Source organism: Metabacillus sp. 22489, from assembly GCF_052044855.1.
GTDB lineage: Bacteria > Bacillota > Bacilli > Bacillales > Bacillaceae > Metabacillus > Metabacillus niabensis.
Window position 1 is genome coordinate 1 of sequence record NZ_JBQENT010000108.1, and the last position, 1,661, is coordinate 1,661.

Genomic DNA, 1,661 nt, shown 5'->3' on the forward strand with positions numbered 1-1,661 from the left:
GAAGCCAGCAAGATCAAGGGCTGGCTTTGCCACGAAAGGCTATCATGCCCACCACTCCATGTAAAGTAGCAACGACAAATCAGCTTGCAATACTCTGCACTTTTATTTTGCAATACACAGTATTACACTAAAGTGGTGGAATTTTAAAGCAGCAGAGACGAGGTATAAGATGATAAGAAGTAAATTAGCAATACTTAGTTCGTTTATTATTTTAGCTATATGTATGTATTTATCTTTCCCTTTTCCTAATAATGTAACACTTGGAGCTCATTCTACATTCATGTCTTTCCCAATTAGCGATTTAAATGGGTATATTTGGCTCGGTGTAGTTGGCACCGTATTATTTATAGTGGCATTGATTTTACTTATCGTTGGGATTAAGAAATATTATTTTAGAACAATAGTTGCAGTTCTAATTATATATTCAATTTTACCAACTTTCCTAATTTCGTTGTACCAAGAAACATTTGCAAACGGCATTCAATCTATTTCTTATGATGGTAATGGAAATTGTAATTTTGAGGATGTGAGTGAAGACATAATAAATGGAGAATGTAATCTTGTATTACATAATCATAGCAATGAAGCTGTAACATTTGAATTAGAATTTTTAGATTCTTTTCCTACGGAAGACGAATTGCAAGTGGAGTCACTTATGAATATAGCTGGTCCATATAGAATTACAATAGAAGCTAATCAAAAAAAATCCATTCATTTGAAGAAATTACTCGACTTATCAGATACTCCAAAACATATTGATAGCGGCTCATCGAAAAATATTCATTTTAAGTTAATAGACGGAGAGACTACACGGATTTTATAGTTGGGATTGTTTCGTTTGAAATTTATGTGATTGTTAAATAAAACGGAGGAATTAAAATGAAAGATAAGTTAAGAAAATCAACATCAGATAAGTCGATAAGTGGTGTTTGCGGTGGTATAGCTGAGTATTTTGGTATATCATCTTTGGCTGTTAGATTAATTTTCATTTTTTTACCTGCTAATATTCTTATATATTTAATACTTACTAATACAATGTCTGAAAACCCCCCGTCATTATAATTTTTTTCAAAAAATGAGAAATAATTCTTCAGTAAAGTGGATCGAGTTTCTTATTGAAAAACGTTTGTGCTGTATAGTGCAAAACGACAAGGAATATCACAAAAAGCATGTCTATAAAATGTGAATTTGACGATTCTTTTGGAAGGCTTGCAATCAACGGCGATAATAGGCTCGGTTATTTTACAAAAGGAGAGCCACTTATCATAACTTTAGTCAACCAAAAAATCTACCTATTGATTAATTGGAGTTTTACAACTGGATTTACTGATAATAAAAATTGGTTGAAGTATATTGAGGAGAACTTGAAATAAGGTTATTCAACTTAATGGAAAAAAAACATGGACAAAAACAGGTATAAAAATTAATAAAATAATAAAAATATATATTATAGATTAATAAAAATATGAATTAAGTATTTTAACATCTCCAAGTTAGGGTTGAATTTTGAAAAAACTTTACCACATGCGTTATTTCTAAGTTTTGATACTACGTCAAGAAAATAGACACAGATTTCTACCGCGCTTTCGCTTGGTGGCCTTCAAAAAAAGTTTAAATTTATAGAGATTTAAACTTTTTTATGAAGGAGAAATCAAGCAGCG

The 1,661-nt window shown here is 30.8% G+C and carries 2 protein-coding genes; both read left to right on the forward strand.

The features are described 5' to 3' along the window. The first annotated feature begins 169 nt into the window (after positions 1-169). Positions 170-823, forward strand: a complete 654-nt coding sequence (locus tag ACTJJ9_RS26235; RefSeq protein ID WP_145585422.1) for a hypothetical protein — start codon at positions 170-172, stop codon at positions 821-823. Between the two features lie 56 nt (positions 824-879). Further along, on the forward strand, positions 880-1,062 hold the full coding sequence (locus ACTJJ9_RS26240) for a PspC domain-containing protein (RefSeq protein ID WP_145585421.1): 183 nt from the start codon (positions 880-882) through the stop codon (positions 1,060-1,062). Positions 1,063-1,661 lie beyond the last annotated feature (599 nt).

What these genes read in the sequence shown, in the direction of transcription:
- ACTJJ9_RS26235 (WP_145585422.1), top strand. Translation starts at nt 170, where the DNA reads ATGATAAGAAGTAAATTAGCAATACTTAGTTCGTTTATTATTTTAGCT.
- ACTJJ9_RS26240 (WP_145585421.1), top strand. Translation starts at nt 880, where the DNA reads ATGAAAGATAAGTTAAGAAAATCAACATCAGATAAGTCGATAAGTGGT.